The sequence below is a fragment of the Bacteroides sp. f07 genome (assembly GCF_042854785.1).
Classification (GTDB): Bacteria; Bacteroidota; Bacteroidia; order Bacteroidales; family Bacteroidaceae; genus Bacteroides.
Map to the genome: position 1 here is coordinate 377,187 of NZ_BAABXI010000001.1, position 20,537 is coordinate 397,723.

Consider the following 20,537-nt stretch of genomic DNA (forward strand, 5'->3'; position numbering starts at 1 on the left):
CTTATTTCGCAGGTTCTACTCTTATTTCACAGGTTCCACCGTATATCCTTGCTTTTTTAGTAGATTTAGTAATCCTTTATTGCCGGGAAGGTGCAGGGCGCCGACGGCAACAAAAGTAGGAGCAGCTTTCATGATAGCCGGTAGTTTTCCAGCCCATGCCTTGTTGCGGTCGTAAATCATGGCATCTTCCTCACCGGGAGTCGCATCGCATTGATTGCCCCTACGCTCTTCGTTGAGTCGGAGCATTTCGTTCAAGTCCTGTTTCATGTAGGCGTTGGTGAGCTTTTTCAGGTTTTCTACTTCGGTGTCGATGTTGTTGAGCGTACACATTAGCAGTTGCGCTTGGCGTTGCAAGGAATAACCGTTGAAGAGCAGGTCAAATTGGAACTCCGCGGTTTCCAGTCCGTCTACTTTTTTTCCGTTTTGGGTGGCTTGGGACTGAAAGAAGGTGTCGAGTTGTTCTTGCGGATTGAATTTGCCTATATGTTTTACATAAGCTACCACTACTACATTATTCAATAGGAATGCAGGTTTCAGTTTGGGGGCTGCGTTTAAATCTATCATCAGGTTCTCTTTGCAGAATTTGTTGGCAGTTGCGAAGTCTTCGGGCGATAGGAGTGAAGCCAGTGTGGTGTCGTTGGCAATCATCATAGCCTGCTGCATCTTCTGCATGGTAGCCGGTGATTGCATTTCGGACATTTTCAGTTCGCCATATACCTGTTGGGTTTCTTTCATCGCTTTTTGAAGTCCGGCAATGCTGTCCATGATGCTGAACGGAGCCAGATGGTGTGTACCTATAATATAGGATGGTTGCTCCATCCCGTTGCCAGATACTTTCCACAAAAGTTGCGCGTTTGCGCTGAATGCCACGCAGATAAATATAACTGCTCCGATAAATGACTTCATAATGTGTTGTTATTTAGAGTTGTTGATTTGATTGTTAACGTATTCTGCCACCGCATATCCAATGCTTGCTATAATAATCTTCGCCCAGCCTGCTGACGATTACTCCCCGGCTCGTGCTGGAATGGATGAATTTCCCGTTCTTCAGGTAGATGCCTACATGGGCAACTTTCTTTCTCGAACGGTTGCTGCTGAAGAATACCAGGTCACCTTCCTTGAGATTCCTTTTGGCTATCTTATTGCTTTTATCTTTCAGCTCTTCCGAGTTTCGCGGCACTTGGGTACGATATACTTTCCGGTATATCTGATAAACCATGCCCGAACAGTCGGTTCCCCTTTTCGAATCTCCGCCGCCACGGTAAGGAGTGCCTATCCAGTCGGCGGCTTCCAGATAGAGTTTATGATTGTCCTCAAGATTGATGTCTACACCCAATAGGAGAGAAGCCCGCGCCAATGCCTGATAGTCCAGGCGGGGAGCGGACGTTCGACAGGAACTGAGAATGGCGGCCAGCCCTGCCAATATGAAAAATAGTTTGAAGTTAACTTTCATCATTTGTCTTCAATCGTAAATCGTAAATTGTCAAATCGTAAATCCCCTTACTCTTCTACATTGAAATAGGCTTCCAGTTCTGTCTCTGCCGAATTGTCCTCATTCATAATGTCCCGGATAATTACTCCATGCTCCAAGAGGGCAATCCGCGGACATACATCTACGGTATGATTCAGGTTATGGCTGGAAATGATAACCGTAGCCCGATGTTCTTCATTATACTTTTTGAGCAGGTGCTTGATGATAGACTGTGAGCTGGGGTCGAGGAAATTGAACGGTTCGTCCAATATCAGTAATTGCGGATAATGAAGCATGGCGGAGATAATGCCAATCTTCTGTTTGTTTCCGGCAGAGTAGTTGCGGATTAGTTTTTTTTGTCCGATGACTTCTCCGTTCATAAAACGTTCGAAAGGAACGAGACGCTCGTCCACTTCTTCTTTCTTCAATCCGTACATCTTGCCGATGAAGTAGAAATATTCTTCAGGGGTGAGGTAATCAATCAGGAAACCGTCGTCGATAAAAGCACCCGTGAAGGCTTTCCAGTCTTCGTTTTGGCTTACGTCGATGTCGTTGATAATCACTTTTCCACCGTCCGCTTTCAGTAAGTCCAGTATTAGTCGAAAGAGAGTCGTCTTGCCGGCACCGTTGTTTCCCACCAATCCGAGCATATCGCCTTGATTGATTTCGTAGTGTTCTATATCTACGGCAACCTTCTCGCCGAAATTCTTTTTAAGTTTGTCAATGGTAATCATGATTTTCAATGTTTATATGGTTAGTGACCCATGAGTGTCTATTGGCGGCTGTCTCTGAAACCTTCCATGTTCTCATATCTCCGTTTCATGAAGCGATGATACACATTCTTTATCCATAAAGGAGAGGTCAGGGTAAATCCCAGTCCAATCACCAACAGGATAATGTAGGCCATTGTTTCGCCTAAGAATGCGTTCAGTGTGCTATATAAGATAAGCGGTACGCCTAATGCTCCGAAATTGACAAGCATTTGTATTGCGCTGTTGGTCTGTCGGCTTGTCACTTTTTCGTTCAGGGTGACAGTCTGTTTGTTGTAAACCGCCAACTGGAAGAAACAGAAATAGATAAAGCCGATGGTATAGAAAAACCAGGCGAAAGCACCCAGCAGGGTGAGCTTGTCCATGATGATGGCGGGAATCATTAATATGAAAGGTATGATTTCGCCGATGCTGTATGTATAATATTTCGCTTTCAGCAGGCTCATGATTGACTCTTTGCGGGACATCAGTCCGTCGATGTAATTGCCTTCGAACGACATTAGCTGCGAAAGGATAATCATTCCGAATACGGCAAAGTTATAAACACAGATAAAGGAAGTCATGAAGTTGCCGTCGTAGACACTGGAAAAACTGAGTGCGATAGAGAAAGCTGCAACTACGATACCGACACTGCGCAGCGAACCTTTACAACGGCGGTTGCGCAAAAGCATTTTCAGTTCCAGTCTCATGTATTCGCCGACTTCTCCGTAGCGTTCGAAGAATTTGTATTCGGATACATTCTTTATTTGGGTATCGTCTGTCTTTGCCAGTTCTGCATAGATAAGCCCCGACATAATCTTGCGGTTGAGCAGCCATAAAAGGATGATGACCAGTATCGTGCCGAGGAAACAAAGAATATTCCCCTGAATGTATCCGTCTCCCAAATCCATAAAGAAATAGAAGAGAGGGCTGTCTTTGGGAATAAAAAGAAGGCAGCCTATTCCACCGTAGAAAGCGATGGGTAATAGAATCCACCAAATACGTTCATTGATAAGTGTGCGGCACAGCAAGTACCAGTAATTGTTGGCAATAATCAGAAGCAGGATACCTATAAGATAGGTGATGACACCAAGAATACCGAAATATTTGGTAATAGTGATGAAGGAAAAAGGGACAAACAGGAACAACCAGAACAGGTTGAACAGGCTGAGTCCGGAGCGGATAAGAAGGAAGTCGATGACACGGTTCCGTTTAACCGGCAGCAAGAGGTAAGGTTTTACCTCTTGCGTCGGTGTTTTTTGGAACGGAACACGCAACAGAAAGTCGAGTGCCAGGATAAATATCAGGACAACTGCGTTCATTACATGATATGGTTCCCGGTTGGGAACCATATCTGAAAATCCGAACGCGAACGTCGTACCGAAGAATATCAGGTAACCGGCCCAGAATGCGCCCATGACATAACCGAGTATTTTAGCGAATTTGTTCTTCTCATACATCGGATGCCGTTTGGCGGCAAGCCTTCCATGTTTGCGTAGTTCGTTGAGTATCATCATTCTGTTGGTATGCTAAAGGAATATTATTTGCTTTCTTCCGGCATGGTCATAATGACTTGAATTTCGTTGTCCTGTTTCAGCAGTTTGGCAAGGAAATCCTGAACTTCTTTTGCTGTGACGCTGCTGACCAACTTTTCATAGTCTTTTGTATTGTCGATGCCGGTGTAGAAGTATTCGTCCAGATTATTGAGCCAGTAGCCGTTTTCTTTCTGGGCGTCTTTGTACTTCTTCAACATATATTCTTTAATTTTCTGCATATGTTCGGCAGACGGACCTTCTTTTGCCATCTTGTTCAACTGTTCTACAACGATAGCAGACAATTTATCTTTCTTGGCTGGGTCGGTCTGGAATACAATCTGAAGAACCAGTTCTTCCTTCGGATACTTGCCGAGGTTTCCGCTACAGTTTACGCCGTATGTACCGCCTTCCTTTTCACGGATTTCTGCTGTGTAAACCATATCCAAGGCTTGGTCGAGGAAGCTGAGCAGGACATTGTTGCGCAAATCATATTTGCAGGTACCGCTGTAAAGGAACATGATGGTAGCCATCGGAGTTTCCTGTTTCTTGGCAAACTCGTTTTTGTATTGTCCTTTGCGGATATCCATCTTGTTGTCTTTGAAAGTTTCCTTGCGGTTGATAGACGGCAGGGCGCCCAGATATTTGGCAATCATAGGTTTCATTTCTTCCAGGTTCACGTTTCCTACCAGGTAGAAAGTGAAGTCGCTTGCATCTTTGAAACGGTCTTTGTACATTTCAAGAATACGGTCGTAGTTGATTTGGTCTACCATGTTTTCTCTCATCTTGATAGCACGCGGGTGATTGCCGTACAAAGCACGTGTCACTGTGTCGCTGAATGCCGTCATCGGGTTGGCGTCTGCATTCTGAAGTTGCGCTTTCAGACGGTTCTTGTAAGATTCGAATGCTTCGTTGTCTTTGCGCGGAGACGTGAATGTCAGGTAAGTAAGCTGCATCATTGTCTCGAAATCTTTCGGAGAGCAGCTACCGGAAATTGTTTCGGTCGTATTGCCGATACCCGAACCTACGGAAGCACGTTTGCCGGCAAGGGCTTTGCCTAAATCAACTTTGCTGAAATTACCGATTCCGCCTACCAGGGCTACACCGTTCAATTGAGAAATATTGATGATTTCTTCGTTCGGGAATACACTTGTTCCACCGAAACTTACCCCCTTCATCATAATCTGGTCAGCTTTGTAATCTGTCGGTTTCACGTACACTGTCACACCGTTGGAAAGTACCAGTTTCGTACTGCCATAAATGTCTCCGGCTTTTTCGGATACGATCTTCCCACCTTTGATGTCTTCGGAGATAAGCGGTTCGTTAGAAACCTTGTCTTCATATGGTTTCAGGTCGAATGACTTCATCTCTTTCAGCAGGGCTGCGATTTCTTCCTTGCTGGGATATTTCACGCCTTCTTTCTCGGGGCCGGCAAGCAGAACCACTTGATTGTTGTCTGTGATTAGCTGCTGCATAAACTTGTTGATTGCATCTACCGGAATGTTCGGTGCCATCTGGTTGACAAGCATATATTCGAATTCGATGCCCGGAATCGGTTCTTTGTCAAGGAAGTTGTTCACATATTCGTCAACGTATGCGCTACTCTTTGTCTTTTCACGTTCGTTATAGGCAGACTCTACAGCTTGCATATAGTTGGCGCGTGCACGTTCATATTCAGTAGCGGTGAATCCGAAGCGGCGTGCGCGTTCAGCTTCTTCCAATACGGTTTTCATCGCTAAGTCGATGCCGTCTATTTTGCTGCCTGCACTCAGGCTGAATGCTTCTTTGGTCTTGGCAAGGAAAAATTCACCGTATCCTGCGCCTGCACTGGTGAAAGGCGGGTTGGCTGTCTGACTAAGTTCGTTCAAACGGTTGTTCAGCATATTCATAGCCATGCTGAGCATATATTGGGTAGCATAATAGGCAATGGTATTCTTCATGGAATCCGGCGTAGCGTCTTGCTTGAAGAAGATGTTTACAGAAGGATTCTTCACTTCTTTGTCAGTACCGATGTAGATAAGCGGTTCCTGATTGTCTTCTACCGGATAGTAGATACGTTCGGCGGGATTGACCGGAGCTTTTACGTCGGCAAAAACCTTTTTCAGTTTCGCTTCTATCTCGTCCACGTTGATGTCGCCGACAATGATAATTCCTTGCAAGTCTGTACGATACCATTTTGCGTAGTAGTCGCGGATGTCCTGGTAAGGGAAGTTGTTGATAACGTCGATGCTTCCGATAGGCATACAGTCGGAGTATTTGGAGTTCGGATACAGGGTGGACTGTGCGTCTGTCATGATGCGGAGCATACCGCTGTTGCGGCTTCTCCATTCTTCACGGATGACCCCACGTTCTTTGTCGATTTCCTTGTCGGCAAGGTTGATGGCATTTGACCAGTCGTGAAGGATGAGCAGGCAGGAGTCTACGACATTGACATTCTCTGTCGGTACGTTGCTGATATTATAGACTGTTTGCTCGACACCGGTATATGCATTCAGGTTGGTTCCGAACTTGATACCTTTCGTTTCGCACCAGGGTACGATGCCTAGTCCGGTTTCATCGCCCGGGAAATTCTTTGTTCCGTTGAAAGCCATGTGTTCCAGGAAATGAGCCAGACCGCGTTGTTGCGGTTCTTCGAGAATGGAACCTACTTTCTGGGCAATGTAGAATTCTACGCGCTTCTCCGGAAGTGCGTTGTGCCGAATGTAATAAGTAAGTCCGTTGTCTAACTTGCCGATACGGACATTTTTGTCCACAGGCAGTTGCTGCATGGGTTGTGCAAGTACGGGCTGAAAATTGCAGCATATGATAAGTACTGCAATGAATAATCCACGTAATAAATGTTTCATGTTCTATTTAATTTAAATAAATGTTTCTGAGTAATTTGTCGTTGTATTTGGCCGCAAATCACAAATAGACAGGGAAAAAACGTTATTTTACAGCTTCCCGTATACGGACTAACTTAGTCAGCAACCCTTCCAGCAGGTCTAATTTGAGCATGTTGGCACCGTCACTTTTGGCTACGGCAGGATTTTCGTGCGTTTCGATAAAAATGCCGTCAACGCCTACGGCAATGCCTGCTTTGGCTATGGTTTCTATCAGTTGCGGCATTCCGCCGGTCACTCCGCTGGTCTGGTTGGGCTGTTGCAATGAATGGGTGACATCCAGGATAACAGGATAACCGAATGTCTGCATTTCGGGGATACCACGATAGTCAACTACCAAATCCTGATAACCGAAAGTTGTTCCGCGTTCGGTCAGCATCACATTTTTGTTTCCGGCTTCCACCACTTTGTCCGCAGCAAACTGCATTGCCAAAGGGGAGAGGAACTGCCCTTTCTTGATGTTAATCGTCTTCCCGGTCTTGGCGGCTGCGACCAGCAAGTCTGTCTGTCGGCAGAGGAAAGCAGGAATTTGAAGGATATCCACATATTCGGCTGCCATTTCCGCTTCTTCTGCGCTATGGATATCTGACACGGTAGGAACTCCGAACGTATCACGTACCTTTTGCAGTATTTTCAGCGCTTTCTCGTCGCCGATACCTGTAAACGAATCCAGTCGTGAACGGTTTGCTTTGCGGTAGGAACCTTTGAATACATAAGGAATCTGCAATGTCTCGGTGATTTTGACCACTCGTTCGGCAATACGCATTGCCATCTCTTCACCTTCTATCACACATGGCCCGGCAAGTAGGAAGAAGTTACCGGCAGGATTGTTTTTAAGTTCTATCATTTTTATGCTATTATTAGTTTATTTCTTAGGTACGGATTACGCGGCTTTTGCAGATTCTGATTTACTGGAAACCGTGTAATCTGCGTAATCCGTGCCTGAATTTATTAATTCGGAATAATAAGTGTCGTCTTTTCAGGAAGTATGCCCACCTCTAAAGGAAAATGCTTGGGCAATAAACGTCCGTCCAAATCCACAGACGCGTTTTGCGCCCGAAGTACTTTCACTTTCTTCGTCCGGTAGCTTTTCACTACTTTATGGTTTAGGATTCTTCCCTGAATAAGCATCCATAAGCCGGAAATGATTTGCAGGAATTCAGGACGGTAGATTACGGATACGTCCAGCCATCCGTTATAGGGAACAGCGCTTGGAGTCTGTCCCCATCCCCATGCACTGCCTACACATACCGTCATGATACGTCCGCGGATATGTTCGTCGTTAATACGTAAATGCATTCTGTATAGTTTCCGCTCGAATATCAGTGAGAATAGGGCGGCAACATATGAAAGGAATTTTACTCCCCAAAAACGTTTGGTCTGGTCGGTGATTTTCACAATCCGTGCACCCAAACCGATATTGACGGCATTAAGGAAATAACGGCGGCAGTGTTCTTTTCCATCATAGAAATTACAGTATCCTACGTCTATTTTCTTCAGCCGGTGGTTGATGATACAGTCAACAGCCGGCTTATACTCAGTGCTGAGTCCCCAGTATTTGGCAAAATCGTTCCCGATACCGTTCGGTATAAGGCCGAGGGCGATATTCTCTTTATCTTCGGCATCGGACAACATGATACCGTTGATGGCATCGTTCAATGCACCGTCACCGCCCACAATGACAATCGTGCGATAGCCGTTGTTTGCTAGAATCTTAGCGAGACGTTCTACCGAACCGAAACCTTCGGATTGCACATAATCATAGTCAACGCCTTTGCTGTCCATGTATTCCTTGATTTCTTTCCAGCGCTTCTTTACCTTTCGGGTACCGGCTTTCGGGTTATAAATCACCCCCCATTTCTTCGGTTCTACACTCATATCCGTATTTCTATCCTACTGTATTTAAAATCTCACTATAAATAACTGCCAAAGATACTAAATCCCTTCCAGTTTTTCTTTTACAAAGGCTATCTTTTCTTCCATCGGCAGCTCCGCGCTCATCCAGTGGATGGTAAATCCTCTTCTTTCCATGCCACGGAACCAGGTCATCTGCCGTTTGGCAAACTGATGAATCGCTATTTCCAGCCCGTTGAACATTTCTTCATAAGTCAGTTTGCCTATGACGTACAAGGTCAGATACTTGTATTCCAGCCCGTAGTATATCAAGTCATCCGGCGCGATGCCTTGTCCGATCAATCGTCGTACCTCGTCCACCATGCCTTCGTCCAACCGTTGTTTCAGTCGTCGGGTAATCTTCTCGCGACGCAGTTCCCGGTCGATATCCACACCGATAATAAGACTGTTCAAATCGGGAAATTCCCGTTCGGGAACAGGGTTGGTTGCATAATACTCTTCAATCTCTATGGCGCGGATGGCACGTTTCACGGTATCTACGTCAGTAGAGTTGTGTAACGTTTTATATCGGCTTAATATTTCCGTCAACTCTTCCAGAGAATGATTTGCCAGGCGGGCGCGCAATTCCGGATTTTCCGGCACGGGCATGAGCTTGTATCCTTTCAGTACGGATTCAAGATACATACCTGTCCCTCCACATAAAACGGGGAGACAGCCTTTTTGTTTGATTGATTCGTAAGAAATCAGGAAATCACGCTGATATTCAAATACATTGTATTTATATCCGGGGTCGGCAATATCAATCAAGTGATAGGGGATAGCACGTCCGTTTACCGTATAATCGGCAAGGTCTTTTCCCGTACCGAGATCCATCCCCCTGTATATCTGACGGGAGTCGGCACTGATAATTTCCGTGTTGAGTTCATTGGCCAAAGCAGCGGCAAAAGGTGTTTTACCCGAGGCTGTAGGTCCGAGTATGGCGATTAAATCATAGTCCGGCATAGCTTCATTCTTTTATATCCGCAAAATTACGAAATAAATTTTACTTGTTTGGGATTCAGTCGCTTTTTTATCGAGATAAGCGTCCCGGAAATTTGCAGAAAAGGCAGGAATGAGTATTTTTGCCTTTATTTAAAACAAGTCAGTGTGTGGTTCGCTGGATTTTAAATCTAATCGTATGATAAGAATTTACTTGCTATTCTTTTTGTTTTTCTGGTGTGCAAATTTATACCCGAACTCTATAGATGAGATAATCAGCAAGCCCGTTCGTTTTTATGCTCCTTCCGAATATAAAAGCGATGCGCAGGTATGGAGTATTTCAAAAGGAGAATATGATGATGTATATTTTGCGACTAATGAAGGCATTGTGCTTTATGACGGAGTACGGTGGGAAAAATATGTTACTCCGAATGAATGTATTATGCGGAGCGTCTTTTATGATGAAGAAAACAAAGTAGCGTATAGTGGCGGTGTGAATGAATTCGGATATTGGAAATATGATGAATACGGAAATTTGCAATACACTCTTTTATATGAGAATTCTCCAAGTGCGCCAACTCAGGAGTTTTGGAAAATAGCCAAAGTGTCGGGAAGTCATCTGGTTTATTTTGAGTCTCCTTTGTCGCTTTTAGTGTATGACACACAAACTGGTAAAACAACACCCTTGGAAGATGATGGGATGAGGTTTCATTTCCTGTTTATAGTTGGTAATGATGTGTATGTACAACAGAGTAATTATCTTTATCGGCTGGATGGATACGAAAAACGGGTAGTGACAGATCAGCTCGAAAACTTCTATTCGGTTTACATGACTTTAACTGGTAACGGCAAGCTTCGTCTCTTCAGTTCGGAAAAGGGCTCATTGTTATTGGATGAAAAAGGAAATGTTGAAAAACGGATATCCTATGAGACAGATATGCGAATCACTTCTATGAGCCGTTTGGGAGAAGATTATCTGGTTGGTACCGGTAATACAGGTTTTTACAGGATCGATGAAAAAGGTACTGTTCTTTCAAGGATAGGAGAGCAAATGGGGCTGAAGAATACGGTTTTGAGTGTGGGAGTAAATAATAGAGGAGATATATGGTTGGGGTTGAACGGTGGGATTATGATGATTGAGGAGAGCGTCAAGGAAGAGTCTTTGTTGCTCGACCCCCAAGAGAATATCGGATATGTATATTGTGCCGTCAATCAAAAAGAGCAGTTGTATGTAGGTACTAATAAGGGACTTTTTCGTGTAAACAAAGCGGATAAACAAGTCAATTTCGCATTAGTCCCTGAATCCAAAGGGCAGGTTTGGAACTTATATAATATCGGTGATGAAGTGATAGTAGCTCATAATAAGGGGTTGTTTAGCGTTTTCAACGGTATGTTCCGTGAAATAAAACATAGCGGCGTTTATGCATTGGTTCCGGTTCCCTCTCGCCCCGGATATTACATTAGCGGAAATTATGTAGGATTGTCCTTGTATGAAATAAAAGATGGTAAACTGGTGTTTCGTAATAACATATCCGGTTACGGAGATTTAGTACAGAACTGTGTATTTGATAAAGATGGAAACTTATGGATTGCTCATTCGAGAAGAGATTATATGCGGTTGCGTTTTAATGATGATTATACTTCTATTGTCGAGTCCGAAATATACACTGTGCCCACTACGGTATCCAAACGTGCTTTTCAGGTAAAGGTGGGCAACGACCTTATTTTTATGAATAATGAGGGCGGTGTTTATAAATATAATGAGTTGAATAATACGCTTCAACCGGATGAGTATTATGCTACCCTGCTGGAAACAATCAACCGGAATATATTGAAAATCCAGGCTTTTGATGACCGGTTTTGGCAAATCAATGAAGATGGCGTTTGTCTTTTACAGAAAAACTATAATAAGGTAAGGGTGAATGCCGGGTTGTTTGCCCGTATGAAAGACAAATTTATACCCAAAGGATTCCGTAAGGTTATTCAGTTGCAAGATAGCATTTATGCTATCGGTCTGGAGAATGGACTGGGGATTATGAATGTTGCCGCGTTGAATGGCCAGCCGTCCATGAAGCAGCCGCATATAAGAAAGGCGGAAATTGTGGGAGAGTCGGAAAATGTACTTTTAAGTTTGAAAGAGGGGAATCTGTTCATTCCTGCGCATATTAATATGGTACGATTGTGGCTGACTTCTTTGAACAGAAGTCAGCAAGTGGAATATCGTATCGTAGAACGTGGCGACAAATGGGAAACCTCTTCCGGTGGTTACGTCCAGTTGTCCTATCTTCATTCGGGAGACTTTACCTTAGAGATAAGGAGTAGCAATGGATATGGTATTTATTCGGACACCAATCAAATTATGTTACATATAGCATCACCGTGGTATGCCACTGTGTATGCTTATTTGTTCTACGGTTTACTGGTTGTCGGAACTATATTCCTTATATATAGAGTAATACTCGTTCAAACAAGAAAAAAGGAAGAGAAAATCCGCTTGAATGAAGAAAGAAAGCGGAAAGAGGAAATGGAACGTTATCAGTTAAGCTGCCTTCAGGAAGAGTTGGGCAATAAGAATAGCAAATTGATGAGTATCACAATGTTGGGCGTACAGAATAATACCTTCCTTAAAAAGATAAAGGATGCCGTGTTGGAGATAGATACAAACCAGTCTCCTGCTACCAGGCAACAGGTACAGCGATTGGTGAAAGATATTGAGCGGCAGTTGAACGATCAGAGCGGTTGGGATAACTTTGCCGAACATTTTAATAATACCTGTAACGGCTTCTTTGACCGCCTGATAGAAAAACACCCTAAACTGACTAATAGTGATTTAAGATTATGTGCCTATATTCGCTTGAATTTAAGCACAAAAGAAATAGCCTCTTTGATGAATGTATCCTCTTCTTCCGTAGAAATGGCTAAATATCGGTTAAGAAAAAAACTGGAATTGGATGAATCTGTTGCTTTACCTTATTATTTGACGGAAGTTATTGCCACATTAAAATCGTTTGTGAATAATTGATTTGTAGGGGGATTGTCTTTGAATTATATAGTTGAAATATAGATGGTTATAGGTTTCGTTGTTAGAGATTTGTAGGGGGATGGTAAATTACTTTTTTCAGGTTGTATAGTGTTTGTAGGGCTTTTATTTTTGGGAAGTGATTAAGACGCTCCTATATTTGCATCAACCAAAAAAAGTAATAGTATGAAAAAACTTCTTTTCAGTGCGGTTTGCCTGTTGTTATTTCAAATCACTTCTCTTTACAGCCAGCATCGGCTGATATGGAGTGACGAATTTAACTCCAAACAATTGGATGAAAGTAATTGGACTATGGCATTGGGGCACGGTTCACAAAATGATGGATGGGGAAATAAGGAACTTCAGAATTATACCTCAGATAATATTTCTTTTAAAAAAGGAAAGTTGGTTATTACTGCCAGAAAAGTAGGTGAGAGCAAGAAAAGAGGAGATTATACCTCTTCCCGTATTTCAACTAAGAATAAACAATCCTTCTTGTATGGACGTATCGAAGCACGTATGAAACTTGCTACAGGCAAGGGGATATGGCCTGCTTTTTGGATGCTTGGAGCAGAAGGCGGTTGGCCGGATGGCGGTGAAATATATATTATGGAGTATGTCGGTTATCAGCCGGGAGTGGCACATTCGGCTCTGCATACACGCTCCAGTCACGGCGGTACGATTAATAAAAAACATGTGGAAGTGAAAGATTTGGAGAAAGGATTTCATGTTTATGGTATCAATTGGGATAAAGACAAGATTGAATTTTATATTGATGACCCGGAAAAACCTTTCTATGTGTATGCTCCGGAAACGAAAACACCAAAGAACTGGCCATTTGACAAGCCACATTATATTTTATTCAACTTGGCAGTAGGTGGTGTTTGGGGTGGGAAAATGGGAATAGATAATTCTATCTTTCCACAAGACTTTGTCATTGACTGGGTACGTGTATATTCTAATTAATTAAAAACGTACTGGATACTATGAAACAGATTTATTTCTTTTGTATTTTCTGTTGTTCGCTGCTTAGTTCTGCTTATGCACAACGGATTTCTATCAATGAGCATTGGAAGTTTGCCAAAGGTGACATGGATTTTTCTATACTTAATCAGCAAGCGGCCTGGACTGATATTACCCTTCCACATACTTGGAACGGGCAGGACGGGCAGGATGGTGGCGACAATTATTACCGGGGTACAGGTTGGTATATGCACGACTTTTTGATAGATGAGAATGACCGTGGAAAATGTATTTATTTACGTTTCGGAGCTGCTAATTACTTTACGGAAGTATATTTGAACGGTGTATCTGTTGGTACACATTCGGGTGGGTACACAGCTTTTACGTTTGATATCACTCCGTTTGTCCGCTATGGCGTATCCAACCAATTAGCGGTGAAAGTGAGTAATGCAGAAGGATTATCGATTCCCCCTCTTTCTGCCGATTTCACCTTTTTCGGGGGATTGATTCGTGGCGTAGAGTTAATTAAAAAGAATAAAGTACATATCACAGCCGAAGATTATGGGTCGGATGGTGTATATATTCGTCAGGATAAAGTAACGAATGACGAAGCGACGCTGTCTTTTACTGCGAAAGTCCGTAATACGGAAACAAAGGCTCGAAAAGTAATCGTTTCTTTCCTGATTAAAGAACAAGATGGCAAGGTATTGGAAAAGCATAAACAGGAAGTAACTATTGAAGCCGATGCAACGATGCCCGTTACAGGTATTTTACGGGTGCATCATCCGCATTTGTGGAATGGTAAGAAAGATCCGTATTTATATACTACGGAAGTACAGGTAAAAATAGGTTCGAAGATTACGGATAACTATGTTTGTCCTTTAGGAATCCGCTATTATTCCATTGATCCGGATAAAGGATTCATCCTGAATGGACATTCATATCCTTTGCGGGGAGTATCGCTACATGAGGAGAGAAAAGATAAAGGGAATGCGGTAAGCGATACCGAACGCAAAGAAGATATTGACAGGATAGTAGCCATGGGAAGCAACTATATCCGTTTATCTCATTATCAACACGGTGATTTTACTTATCGCTACCTGGATTCTTTAGGAATTATCTGTTGGACAGAGACTCCCGTCATCAATAAGATAAAAGATACGGAAGAGTTTGCCGTTAACTGCGAAAACGGATTGAAAAGTCTGATTCGACAGTTGTATAATCACCCTTCGATAGTGGTATGGGGTGTTTCCAATGAGATAAATTATAGAAAAGGGCCTAATCCGGTTCCGTTGATTGAAAGACTGAATAGGTTGGTGCATCTGGAAGACCCGACTCGTCCCAGCACATTGGCTGCCATGTTTTCCGAAAGACCGACAAATTTTATCACAGATGTGTATTCTAACAATCGCTATGATGGGTGGTATTATAACACGGTGGAAGAGATAGGAACATTTGCTGATAAACTCCATCAGAAATATCCGCAGAGATGTATCGGATTTAGTGAATACGGGGCAGGAGCGCATCCGTATCATCATCAGGAAGGGAAAGGAAAACCAGATGTCGACGGACATTGGCATCCGGAAGGTTATCAGACTTATTTTCATGAAGGCTACCTGAAAGCCATCCAGCAACGTCCTTATCTGTGGAGCACTTCCGTATGGGCTGCTTATGATTTTGCTTCGGACAGTCGTAATGAAGGAAATCAGCCGGGAATCAATGACAAAGGCTTGATTACTCATGACAGGCAAATAAAGAAAGATGCCTATTATTTTTATAAAGTCAATTGGAATTCGGAGCCGATGGTGTATATCTGTGAGCGGCGGTTTGTCAATCGTACTCAACCGGAAACGACTCTGAAACTTTATTCCAATTGCGAAAGAGTGATTTTTAAACTTAACGGGAAAGAAATTCCATTAAAGAAAGGGGAGAACCACATCTATCTATCAGAAAAGGTCATATTAAAGCCTGGGGTGAATCATGCAGAGGCTTTTGCTTATCAAGGGGATAAGCGGCTTGAAGATAAGATTGTCTGGTACTATTTATCAGAAAATTAATATAGAAAACTAATATAGATACTATGAGAGATTATTTGAAATTAACTTGGATGTTCACATCCTTGTTGTGGATGCTGTTTCCGTTAGGACAGGATTTATGTGCACAGAGTAATCCGAAATTGGATCCTCTAATCCAAAATGTGTATGGAAGAAAAACGATTTCACTGAATGGCAGTTGGAGTTATCTGTTGGATCAGTTGGAAGTGGGATATTATAATTATCGCCGTACTCCCGACCCTAACGGATTCTTTAAAGACCCTATGGTGGACAACGTGACTGTTTACAAGGAATATGACTTTGATTCCGCACCTGTGATGTCCATTCCCGGAGATTGGAATACATGGGAAGACCGTTTCTTCTTTTACGAGGGAACGATGTGGTTCAAGCATAAATTTCTTTATAAAAAGACAGACAGCAGAGTCTATCTTTACTTGGGAGCCGTGAATTATGATGCGAAAGTGTATTTGAACGGCGTAAAGGTTGGCGAGCATATCGGGGGATATACACCTTTCAATATGGAAGTTACCGGACAGATTAAAGACGGAGAGAACTTTGTGGTAGTAAAGGTGGACAATAAACGTACTGCCGAAGGAGTGCCGACATTGAATTGCGACTGGTTTAACTTTGGTGGAATCACGCGTGACGTTATGTTGGTGGAAGTTCCCCAAACCTATATCAGCAATTACCGTGTGCAGCTCAAGAAAGGCAGTAAAGATACATTGACCGGCTACGTGAAGATGGACGGAACAGAAACTTCGCAAAAAGTACAACTCGAAATTCCTGAGTTGAAGATTAAAAAGGAATTGACTACGGATGCGAAAGGTTACGCTTCTTTTGAAATAAAGGCAAAACCTGTCTTATGGAGTACGGAAAATCCCTATTTGTACCGAGTATCTTTGAGCACAAATGCTGATAAAGTAGTAGATGAAATTGGTTTCCGTACGATTGAGACAAAAGGGCGTCAGATTCTTCTCAATGGTAAACCGGTATTTCTGAAAGGTATCAGCATCCATGAGGAAGCTCCTTTCCGTTCCGGCCGTATTTGCTCGGAAGAAGAAGACCTGACATTATTGAATTGGGCAAAAGAATTGGGTTGCAATTATGTGAGACTGGCGCATTATCCTCATAACGAAAAGATGGTTCGTCTGGCTGAAAAGATGGGACTGATGGTATGGTCGGAGATTCCCGTCTACTGGACTATCCAATGGGAAAACGAAGGAACTTATCAGAATGCGCACAACCAGTTGATGGAAATGATTGAACGTGACCAGAACCGTGCCGCAGTTATCATTTGGTCGATAGCCAATGAAACACCGCATGGGGATGCCCGTGACCGCTTCTTGTCCAATTTGGCGAAAGCTGCCCGTGAAAAGGATAACTCACGTTTATTGAGCATGGCGATGGAACGTTCGGATAAATCGGCTACGGTACTTTCCATTCAAGACAGGATGAGCGAATATGTGGACATTATTTCCTGCAATCAATATTTGGGATGGTATGACGGATTAAATGAAAAGATTGACCGTGTGCGTTGGGAAGTAGATTATGAGAAGCCTTTGGTGTTCAGTGAGATGGGCGGTGCCGCAGTTGCCGGATACCACGGAGATAAGACACAGATTTGGACGGAAGAATATCAGGAAGAATTATATAGGAAAACATTGAGAATGATTGATGAACGTATGCCACCGGTAGCAGGTATTTCTCCCTGGATATTGATGGATTTCCGTTCTCCGAGGCGATTACTTCCGCAAATTCAGGATGGATTCAACCGGAAAGGGTTGATTTCCAATCGTGGACAGAAGAAGAAGGCTTTCTATATACTTCAGGAGTGGTATCGGAATAAGTGATAAAGTATATTTTCTTTGATAAATTAACCAAAAGTAGTATTATGAAAAAGGTGTCGTATGTATGTTTATGCTCTTTCTCTCTGTTGCTGGCTATGTTGCCATTGCAACAGACTATGGGAGAGCAGGTAAGCAAAACAGAGACGTTGACTGCGCAAGGTGCACAGCAACAAGTGCGGAAAATCACCGGTCAGGTGGTGGATGACAAAACGGGTGATCCTTTGATTGGCGTGAATGTGAAAGTGAAGGGAACTACTACAGGGGCGATAACAGACCTGGACGGACAGTTCACATTGATGGTTACGGCTAAGAATCCGGTGATTATCGTTTCTTATATAGGTTACTCACAACAGGAACTGACCGCGTCAGGCAATCATCTGAACATAAAGTTGAAAGAAGACGCTATGGCGCTGGATGAGGTAGTGGTAGTCGGATATGGTGTGCAGAAGAAAAGCTTGGTGACAGGCGCTATCGCTTCCGTCAAGGGAAGTGAACTGGAAATGACCGGTATCATGCGTGCGGACGACGCTTTGCAGGGAAAGACTCCGGGTGTGCAGATTATATCCAATAGCGGACAGCCGGGAACGGGGACTGCTATCCGTATCCGTGGTGTCGGGACGAATGGTACGGCGCAGCCTATTTATATTGTTGACGGAATGGCAGTAGGAGATATCGAATACCTGAATCCAGCGGATATTGAATCTATTGAGGTTTTGAAGGATGCCGCATCATCTGCCATTTATGGAGCTCGTGGCGGTAACGGAGTTATTCTTGTAACCACGAAGAAAGGAAGCGAAGGTAAAACATCGGTTACCGCAAACTTCTCATATGGTATCCAGAACCTTGCCCGGAAAGTGGATGTGCTGAATGCGAAAGAATACTGTATTCTTCAGAATGAAGCAGCCCAAAATGGGGGACAACCTTTACCCTTTACAGATGAGCAAATAGCCCGGTATAACAAAGGTACGGATTGGCAGGAAGCTGTTCTTTATCGCAATGCTCCTACGATGCAGGCACAAGTATCCCTCTCCGGAGGAGATCAGAAAGGTTCTTTTCTTACTTCCGCTTCCTACTTTAATCAGGATGGTATTTTAGCAAAAGGGAAATCGAATTTCAAACGTATCACAGTGAACCTGAATTCAGAACGGCGTTTCTTCGACGATCATCTGAAAGTGGGAGAAAATGTATCCTTGTCGAAAGTAGAGCGGCAGTCGGTCACACAGAACAGTTTGACGGCAGGCCCGTTGGTAAGTGCATTGAATATGGATCCGTTGACTCCGGTGTATGATCCAAAGAATGAAGATCCGCTTTATGGTGGTTTTGGTTCATCGAAATATGTATCCCAGGAAATAGTGAACCCTGTGGCACGTATCCATTATTCCTATGGAAACTCTAATTACTTTAAATTGATTGGTTCGGCTTTTGCGGAAATCAGCTTTCTGAAAGACTTTAAATATCGTTTTTCTATCGGTACGGAACGTACATGGAATGTCTCCTATGGTTATACTCCTTTGTACAGACTGAATTCAACGACAGGAAATACGACCGCCAATGGAGCAAGTCAGAGTATGGAGAATTCCTGGTCTATGAGTTATGAGAATGTTTTGAATTGGGGACACGTATATGGTGTTCATAATATATCCGCTTTGATAGGTACTTCTTATATCGACCGTTCGGCTACGTTCATGTCAGGTAATCGCAATGATCTGATTATTGATGATCCGGAGTATGCTTATTTGAGTATGGCTACGGCTGCTACTGCCGGAGTATCCGGTGGTATGCGCAATCCGTCACGTCTGCTTTCTTATTTTGGTCGCGCCAATTACTCCTATGACGATCGGTATATGATGACCTTTACCTTACGTCGGGATGGTTCGTCCCGTTTCGGACCCAACAATCGTTTTGGTACTTTTCCATCTGTTTCTGTCGGATGGAACTTAATGAACGAACGTTTTATGTCGAAGTTCAATTGGTTGAACGCATTGAAACTGCGTGCAAGCTGGGGACGTAATGGTAACGAAAATATAGGTGATTTCCAATACATGTCTACTATTTCCACTTATGGCTTGGGATATGCTTTCGGAAGCCAGCTTGATGGGCAGGCTATTTCCACGGGTGCTGCTCCTACCAAGGTCTTGAGTCCCGACCTGAAATGGGAAACAATCGAACAGACTAATATCGGAGTGGATGCAACTTTGTTCAATTGCCTGACTGTCAACCTCGATTATTATCGCAAGAATACCAAAGACTTGTTATTGACTTCTCCGACTCCTTTATTCCTCGGAAATACTTTCCCGACAATGAATGCGGGATCAGTTCGCAATGAAGGTTTTGAGGCTTTTGTCAGCTACAAGCAACGAATCAACAAACTGAATATGACAGTAAGTGCCAACATGGCTTATAATAAGAATGAAGTAACTTACGTAGGCACTTATACCGGATTTGTGGCAGGAACTACCGTGCAGGGTATGTCCGGTGCTGTCACAAGAATGGAGAAAGGGTATCCTATGGCGTATTTCTGGGGATATAAGACAATGGGGATTTTCCAGAATCAAGATGAGATAAACTCCTATGTACATACCAATGAAGACGGAACCAGGCAACTTATCCAGCCGGATGCCAAACCCGGTGATTTCCGCTTCCAGGATACGAACAATGATGGAGTTATTGACGATAACGACCGTCAGAACCTAGGCAATCCTTATCCTGACGTAACTTATGGATTTAACCTGAATCTTGAATACCGGGGCTTTGATTTGACTGTGAATACGAGCGGAACAATCGGCAACAAAATTTTCAGCGTATTGCGCCGCATGGATTTGCCAATGAGCAATTACCAGTCATGGGCGTTAGAACGCTGGCATGGGGAAGGGACGTCCAACTCAATTCCTCGTGTGACAACCAATGATACGAATCAATCCTGGAGTAAACCATCCGATTTTCATGTGAAGGACGGCAGTTATTTCAGAGTTAGAAACATTATGCTGGGCTATACGACCAAGTTGTTGAAGAACTATTATATCGAGAGCTTGCGGGTTTATGCTTCGGTAAATAACTTGTTTACTTTTACTAAATACGAAGGTTATGATCCTGAAATAGGAGGTGGAGTGATGAGTACGGGAGTTGATTCAGGTGTATATCCTCATCCTCGCACAGTATCTTTTGGTATAAATGTAACATTCTGATAA

The 20,537-nt window shown here is 43.3% G+C and carries 13 protein-coding genes; 5 read left to right on the forward strand and 8 right to left on the reverse strand.

Annotated features, from left to right (window positions below; all coding sequences use genetic code 11):
- Positions 1-21: 21 nt before the first annotated feature.
- From ACGHVY_RS01630 to miaA, 8 genes are all read right to left on the reverse strand, one after another.
- A complete protein-coding gene (locus ACGHVY_RS01630) occupies positions 22-906 on the reverse strand; it encodes a TraB/GumN family protein (RefSeq protein ID WP_390596689.1) in 885 nt (294 codons plus the stop codon).
- 34 nt (positions 907-940) lie between these two features.
- Positions 941-1,453: an NlpC/P60 family protein gene (locus tag ACGHVY_RS01635; RefSeq protein WP_308747433.1), complete on the reverse strand. Its 513-nt coding sequence runs from the start codon at positions 1,451-1,453 to the stop codon at positions 941-943.
- A gap of 47 nt (positions 1,454-1,500) precedes the next feature.
- Positions 1,501-2,205 (reverse strand): ABC transporter ATP-binding protein, encoded by a 705-nt coding sequence (locus ACGHVY_RS01640; RefSeq protein ID WP_390596691.1) that lies wholly within the window; start codon positions 2,203-2,205, stop codon positions 1,501-1,503.
- A 38-nt stretch (positions 2,206-2,243) separates the two neighbouring features.
- The gene (locus tag ACGHVY_RS01645; RefSeq protein ID WP_390596694.1) at positions 2,244-3,737 is read right to left on the reverse strand and encodes a DUF5687 family protein; all 1,494 of its coding nucleotides are present in this window, start codon (positions 3,735-3,737) and stop codon (positions 2,244-2,246) included.
- Between the two features lie 23 nt (positions 3,738-3,760).
- Complete coding sequence (locus tag ACGHVY_RS01650; RefSeq protein WP_390596697.1) at positions 3,761-6,598, reverse strand: M16 family metallopeptidase; 2,838 nt, start codon at positions 6,596-6,598, stop codon at positions 3,761-3,763.
- Positions 6,599-6,680: 82 nt separating this feature from the next.
- Positions 6,681-7,481 (reverse strand): 3-deoxy-8-phosphooctulonate synthase, encoded by an 801-nt coding sequence (gene kdsA, locus ACGHVY_RS01655; RefSeq protein WP_390596700.1) that lies wholly within the window; start codon positions 7,479-7,481, stop codon positions 6,681-6,683.
- 104 nt (positions 7,482-7,585) lie between these two features.
- Positions 7,586-8,512: a YegS/Rv2252/BmrU family lipid kinase gene (locus ACGHVY_RS01660; RefSeq protein ID WP_308745074.1), complete on the reverse strand. Its 927-nt coding sequence runs from the start codon at positions 8,510-8,512 to the stop codon at positions 7,586-7,588.
- Positions 8,513-8,569: 57 nt separating this feature from the next.
- Positions 8,570-9,490 carry a tRNA (adenosine(37)-N6)-dimethylallyltransferase MiaA gene (miaA, locus tag ACGHVY_RS01665; RefSeq protein ID WP_390596703.1) on the reverse strand — a complete coding sequence of 307 codons (921 nt, stop codon included), beginning with the start codon at positions 9,488-9,490 and terminating at the stop codon, positions 8,570-8,572.
- A 175-nt stretch (positions 9,491-9,665) separates the two neighbouring features.
- On the opposite strand from miaA, the gene ACGHVY_RS01670 reads away from it, so the two are divergent.
- From ACGHVY_RS01670 to ACGHVY_RS01690, 5 genes are all read left to right on the forward strand, one after another.
- On the forward strand, positions 9,666-12,488 hold the full coding sequence (locus ACGHVY_RS01670; protein ID WP_390596706.1) for a hypothetical protein: 2,823 nt from the start codon (positions 9,666-9,668) through the stop codon (positions 12,486-12,488).
- A gap of 183 nt (positions 12,489-12,671) precedes the next feature.
- Positions 12,672-13,451, forward strand: coding sequence for a family 16 glycosylhydrolase (locus ACGHVY_RS01675; protein WP_390596708.1), 780 nt, complete (start codon positions 12,672-12,674; stop codon positions 13,449-13,451).
- Between the two features lie 20 nt (positions 13,452-13,471).
- Positions 13,472-15,505: a glycoside hydrolase family 2 protein gene (locus ACGHVY_RS01680; RefSeq protein WP_390596711.1), complete on the forward strand. Its 2,034-nt coding sequence runs from the start codon at positions 13,472-13,474 to the stop codon at positions 15,503-15,505.
- A 23-nt stretch (positions 15,506-15,528) separates the two neighbouring features.
- Positions 15,529-17,352: a glycoside hydrolase family 2 protein gene (locus ACGHVY_RS01685; protein WP_390596714.1), complete on the forward strand. Its 1,824-nt coding sequence runs from the start codon at positions 15,529-15,531 to the stop codon at positions 17,350-17,352.
- 41 nt (positions 17,353-17,393) lie between these two features.
- Positions 17,394-20,534: a SusC/RagA family TonB-linked outer membrane protein gene (locus ACGHVY_RS01690; protein ID WP_390596717.1), complete on the forward strand. Its 3,141-nt coding sequence runs from the start codon at positions 17,394-17,396 to the stop codon at positions 20,532-20,534.
- Positions 20,535-20,537 lie beyond the last annotated feature (3 nt).

Bases quoted from the DNA above. Each gene is read 5' to 3' on its own strand.
- ACGHVY_RS01635 (WP_308747433.1), bottom strand. From the start codon at position 1,453: ATGAAAGTTAACTTCAAACTATTTTTCATATTGGCAGGGCTGGCCGCC.
- ACGHVY_RS01630 (WP_390596689.1), bottom strand. From the start codon at position 906: ATGAAGTCATTTATCGGAGCAGTTATATTTATCTGCGTGGCATTCAGC.
- ACGHVY_RS01690 (WP_390596717.1), top strand. From the start codon at position 17,394: ATGAAAAAGGTGTCGTATGTATGTTTATGCTCTTTCTCTCTGTTGCTG.
- ACGHVY_RS01660 (WP_308745074.1), bottom strand. From the start codon at position 8,512: ATGAGTGTAGAACCGAAGAAATGGGGGGTGATTTATAACCCGAAAGCC.
- ACGHVY_RS01645 (WP_390596694.1), bottom strand. From the start codon at position 3,737: ATGATGATACTCAACGAACTACGCAAACATGGAAGGCTTGCCGCCAAA.
- miaA (WP_390596703.1), bottom strand. From the start codon at position 9,490: ATGCCGGACTATGATTTAATCGCCATACTCGGACCTACAGCCTCGGGT.
- ACGHVY_RS01680 (WP_390596711.1), top strand. From the start codon at position 13,472: ATGAAACAGATTTATTTCTTTTGTATTTTCTGTTGTTCGCTGCTTAGT.
- ACGHVY_RS01675 (WP_390596708.1), top strand. From the start codon at position 12,672: ATGAAAAAACTTCTTTTCAGTGCGGTTTGCCTGTTGTTATTTCAAATC.
- ACGHVY_RS01650 (WP_390596697.1), bottom strand. From the start codon at position 6,598: ATGAAACATTTATTACGTGGATTATTCATTGCAGTACTTATCATATGC.
- ACGHVY_RS01685 (WP_390596714.1), top strand. From the start codon at position 15,529: ATGAGAGATTATTTGAAATTAACTTGGATGTTCACATCCTTGTTGTGG.
- ACGHVY_RS01640 (WP_390596691.1), bottom strand. From the start codon at position 2,205: ATGATTACCATTGACAAACTTAAAAAGAATTTCGGCGAGAAGGTTGCC.
- kdsA (WP_390596700.1), bottom strand. From the start codon at position 7,481: ATGATAGAACTTAAAAACAATCCTGCCGGTAACTTCTTCCTACTTGCC.
- ACGHVY_RS01670 (WP_390596706.1), top strand. From the start codon at position 9,666: ATGATAAGAATTTACTTGCTATTCTTTTTGTTTTTCTGGTGTGCAAAT.